The sequence below is a fragment of the Luteitalea sp. genome (genome assembly GCF_044337415.1).
Classification (GTDB): domain Bacteria; phylum Acidobacteriota; class Vicinamibacteria; order Vicinamibacterales; family Vicinamibacteraceae; genus Luteitalea.
The window spans coordinates 1-4,413 of record NZ_JBIINP010000281.1; the positions used below are offsets into that span (position 1 = coordinate 1).

Below are 4,413 nucleotides of genomic sequence, written 5' to 3' on the forward strand. Positions count from 1 at the left end.
GACAGGACGATGACGACCATCGCCCGGATGAGCAGGTAGCCGAACTGTCGGAGTCCGCGTGCGAAGGTGGTCTCGGGTTCGCGTGCGCGCAGGCGGGCGGCGATGGCGCCGAATGCCGTGCGGCGACCGGTCTCGACGACGAGCACGGTGGCCGTGCCGCTGCGGACGGAGGCGCCGAGGAACACGACGTTGGTGCGTTGCGCGAGTGGCGCGTCCTCGGGCACGACGCCTGGCTGCTTCTCGACGGGGAACGACTCGCCCGTCATGCTCGCCTCGGAGACGAGGAAATCCTTCGCCTCGAGGATCCGTCCGTCGGCAGGGATCAGGTTGCCCGCCGAGAGCACGAGCACGTCGCCCGGCACGAGGTCCTCGGCGTGGACGGTCGTCTCGACGCCATCGCGCAGCACACGACAGGTGAGGGCGAGTCGCTTCTTCAACTCCTCGACAGCCGCCGACGCGCGGTATTCCTGCGAGAAGCCCAGCAGCGTGGAGCCGACGACAATCGCGAGGATGATGGCGGCGTCGACCCACTCGGACAGGCCGAGCGAGACCGCGGCGGCGAAGATCAGGATGAGGACGAGCGGGCTCTCGACCTGTCGCCACAGCAGCCGCAGTGGGCCGAGCCGCTCGGCGTCCTCGACGGTGTTGGGGCCGACCGTCGCCAGTCGCTCGGCAGCCCGTGCCGGCGTGAGCCCGCGTGGACCGGACTCGAGGGAGGCGGCGAGTTCGACGACATCGCGCGCCCAGTACGCGGTGGTGGTGTGGCGGACGCTCACGCGGCCTCCCTGTCGTCTGCCGCGGCCGGTCGTCCGGTGCCTGTGGCGAGCGAATCGCGCCACGGGCCCTCGCCGGCGGGCCCGACGTCGCGGCGAAGCGTAGCACGCCGATCCACACGCGCGTGTGTTGTCTGACACAGCGTCAGGGCGGACAGTGCCGTGCGAAGATCACGGTGATGCGGCGCTCGTGGGCGTCGCGTACTTCTGGAGGCAGGACACATGCGAGTACTGGTCACCGGCGGCACGGGTACGGTGGGGTCACAGGTCGTCGAGCAATTGCTGGCACGCGGCGTCGACGTGCAGGTGCTGACGCGCGATCCCGCCAAGGCGCGCATCCCGGCCGGTGCGACGGCGGTGGCGGGCAACCTGCTCGAGGTGGCGACGCTTCGCAAGGTGTTCACCGACGTCGACGGCGTGTTCCTGCTCAACGCCGTCAGCCCGACCGAGTCGCAGGAGGCGCTGCTGGCGATCACCGCGATGCGCGGCAGCGGCGTGAAGCACGTGGTGTACCTGTCGGTGCATCACGCCGACACGGCGCCCTGGCTGCCGCACTTCGGCGCCAAGGTCGGTATCGAGGCGGCGCTCAAGGCCTCGGGGCTCGCGTACACGATCCTGCGGCCCGACAACTTCTTCCAGAACGACTACTGGTACAAGGACGTCATGCAGCAGTACGGCGTCTACCCACAGCCGATCGGCGAGGTGGGCACGTCGCGCGTCGATGTCCGCGACATCGGCGAGGCCGCGGCCATCGCCTTCACGCAGCCGGGACACGCGGGTCAGGTGTACGACGTTGTCGGGCCGGAGGTCCTGAACGGTACGGCGATCGCCGCGGTGTGGAGCGAGGTGCTCGGCAAGCCCATTGCCTACGGCGGCAACGACCTCGACGCATGGGAGGCGCAGGCCCTGTCGATGCTCCCCGACTGGATGGTGTTCGACTTCCGCTACATGTACGCGCACTTCCAGGAGGCGGGCCTGCACGCCGCCCCGGGCGCCGTGGAGCGCCTGACGACGCTGCTGGGGCATCCGCCTCGTTCGTTCCGCGCCTTCGCCGAGGAGTGCGCGGCCGCCTGGCGGGCGTGAGGAGTACAGCGGCCACAGGCTACAGGCAGCCTGCAGCCTGTAGCCTGTAGCCGTTCTTCTGCCCTGTCCGGTCACGAACCGCCCGTTGGCGACCACTTCCGTTCGTGGGCCCGTTGCCGGGCGTTGATCTGCGGGAAGGCCCGGTGTCGGGGGCCTGCGTTGTCGAGGAAAGGACTGATCATGCGGAGAACCATGGCCGTGCTCGTCGCGGCCGTTCCAGTAATCGCCATTTCCTGGGGTGTCTCGGGCCTCGCACAGGCGCCCAAGGCCGCGCCCAAGGCGGCGCCCGAGCAGGAAGTGACGCCGCCCGAGGCACGGTACTGGGTGGGCGCCACCACCGGCGCGGGTGTCATGGCGATGGGGGGGCTGGCCAACGGCGGTCGCCCGTCGATGGGCTCGCTCATGAAGATGGCCACGCAGGGGATCCCGACGGCGAGCCAGACCCTGGAGCTCAAGCTCGGGTCGACGCTGGCGCCTACGGGGGAACCCGAGGCCTTCCACACGTTTCCGGCCGGGGCCCAGGTCAACAAGCCCATCTACCTGCAGACGCCCGAGCCGGGGAAGTCCAGTCCCGGCACCCCCGGCACGTACAAGCAGCCCAAGGGGCAAATCACCTTCTACTGGGGCTGTGGCGAGAAGGCGGGTCCAGGCCAGCCGGTCGTCCTCACGTTCGACAAGCTGATGCGTGGTGAGAACGACCCGGAGGTGCAGGCCCTGCAGGCCTCGGTGAGCGCACGCGGCGTCCGCACCCCGACGCCCGGCAACTCGAAGACGTACGGCGACTGGCCGCACGAGGACCGCAAGAAGAAGAACCGGGATCTCGAAGCGACCTTCCCGATCGGCTCCACGCTGGCCGGGCCGCACTCGATCCAGGGCACGTACACGCCGAAGATCGACTTCACGCTGCCGGCCGACCGCACGTTCATGGAGCCGGTGAAGTACACCTCCACCGCCGTCCAGCCGTCGGGCGCCATCGCCGTGAAGTGGAACGGGCAGGCGCGGGCCACAGGCTACTCGCTGGGCGTCATGGCCCCCGAGAAGGTGGACGACGAGTCGGCCAACTTCGTGATGTGGTCGTCGGCCGAGCGTCCCGCGACGTTCATCCAGATGGAGCACCTCACGCCAGCCGAGGTGAAGCGCCTCATCGAGCTCAAGGCCGTCCTGCCGCCGTCGACGACCAATTGCGCCGTGCCGGCCGAGGTGATCAAGGCCACCAAGAACGGCTCCTTGCTCATGTTCACCGCCTACGGCGACGAAGCCACCTTCATCCACCCGGCCCGTCCGGCCGACCCCAAGGTGACGTGGGATCAGGAGTGGTTCACGCGCGTGAGCTTCAAGTCGATCCGCATGGACATGATCTCGCCCGAGGGCGTGATGGACATGGCGGCGATGTCGGGGGAGGGGACGTCGGCCAAGGGCAAGCCCGACCCGTCCCTCTCGGACGAGGAGTACTGCGCGGCGCTGGCCAAGCAGGAGGCCGACAAGCCGTCGGTCGCCGACGCCATCCCGGGCGGGCGCCTGCTCGGGCGCTTCGGACGCAAGAAGGAAGCCCCGCCCAGCGACCCCCGCTGCGCGAACCTGAAGAAGAAGTGACCTCGGTGCGCCACGGGCCCGGCCTCGCCGCGCCCGTGGCGACCTGTCTTTCGATGGCTTGTGGACGGGTAGGCCTCCGGGCGTAGACTCGCTCCATGCTGCAGCACGTGCGGGTCGCCGCCGCGCCGCTCGAGGGACGGCCGGACGAAATCGACGACAACATCGAGCGGATCGGCATGTGGGCGCATCGCGCCGCACAGACCGGTGCGTCGCTGCTGCTGACGCCGGAGCTCTCGCTCACCGGCTTCATCCCGAATCATCCCGATGGCCATCACGCCGTGTGGCTCCGCGAGGCGCTGCTCGGCGCGCGCCGACTGGCGCAGCCCCTCGATGGCCCGGCCGTGCGCCACCTCTGCACGATCGCCCGCGACACGGGGCTGCTGATTGCCGCAGGCCTGCTCGAGGATGCCGGCGCGCAGCTCCACAACACCCACGTGCTGGTCGGACCGCACGGGCTGCTTGGCGCGTGGCGGAAGATGCACGTGCCGCTGTTCGAGCATCCCTTCTACGCCGGGGGCGGCGTGCCACCGGTCGTGTCCACGCCGATCGGGCGCATCGGCATCACCATCTGCATCGACGCCTTCCTGCCCGAGTCCGTGCGACTGCTCGCCGTGCAGGGGGCCGAGATCGTGCTGTTCCCGTTCGCGGCGGACCCGCCGCCCGTCAATCCGTCGGGCTGGGCGAAGTGGGCCGGGCCGACCCTGCAGGCGCGCTGCCGCGAGAACGGTGTCTTCGGTCTGGCATGCAACGTGGCGGGGGAGGTCGCGTTCGCGGGCCTCACGCAGAAGTTCGGCGGCGGCGCCATGGCCGTCGCGCCCACCGGCGAGGTGATTGCGCGCCACGGGGCCGACGCGCCGGGGCCGCACCTGCTGGTGATCGACCTCGAGTGCGCGGCCCAGGTCGCTGCCCGCGCCGCATTCGAGTACACCTGGCGCATGCGGCGCCCCGAGCTCTACGGCCTGCT

4 protein-coding genes are annotated in these 4,413 nt (G+C 70.1%); 3 read left to right on the forward strand and 1 reads right to left on the reverse strand.

The genetic code is table 11. From position 1 onward, the window contains the following. Positions 1-776, reverse strand: a 776-nt coding sequence (locus ACIRDX_RS20890) for a cation-transporting P-type ATPase (protein ID WP_396627368.1), incomplete at its 3' end; no start/stop codon positions are given. 219 nt (positions 777-995) lie between these two features. Here ACIRDX_RS20890 and ACIRDX_RS20895 point away from each other — a divergent pair. The 3 genes from ACIRDX_RS20895 to ACIRDX_RS20905 all read left to right on the forward strand — a co-directional run. After that, positions 996-1,856, forward strand: a complete 861-nt coding sequence (locus tag ACIRDX_RS20895) for an SDR family oxidoreductase (protein WP_396627369.1) — start codon at positions 996-998, stop codon at positions 1,854-1,856. A gap of 180 nt (positions 1,857-2,036) precedes the next feature. Beyond that, positions 2,037-3,449 (forward strand): hypothetical protein, encoded by a 1,413-nt coding sequence (locus ACIRDX_RS20900; protein WP_396627370.1) that lies wholly within the window; start codon positions 2,037-2,039, stop codon positions 3,447-3,449. A gap of 95 nt (positions 3,450-3,544) precedes the next feature. Then, positions 3,545-4,413, forward strand: an 869-nt coding sequence (locus tag ACIRDX_RS20905) for a nitrilase-related carbon-nitrogen hydrolase (protein ID WP_396627371.1), incomplete at its 3' end; no start/stop codon positions are given.

Excerpts from the sequence above, each read along its gene's own strand:
- ACIRDX_RS20895 (WP_396627369.1), top strand. The coding sequence starts at position 996 with ATGCGAGTACTGGTCACCGGCGGCACGGGTACGGTGGGGTCACAGGTC.
- ACIRDX_RS20900 (WP_396627370.1), top strand. The coding sequence starts at position 2,037 with ATGCGGAGAACCATGGCCGTGCTCGTCGCGGCCGTTCCAGTAATCGCC.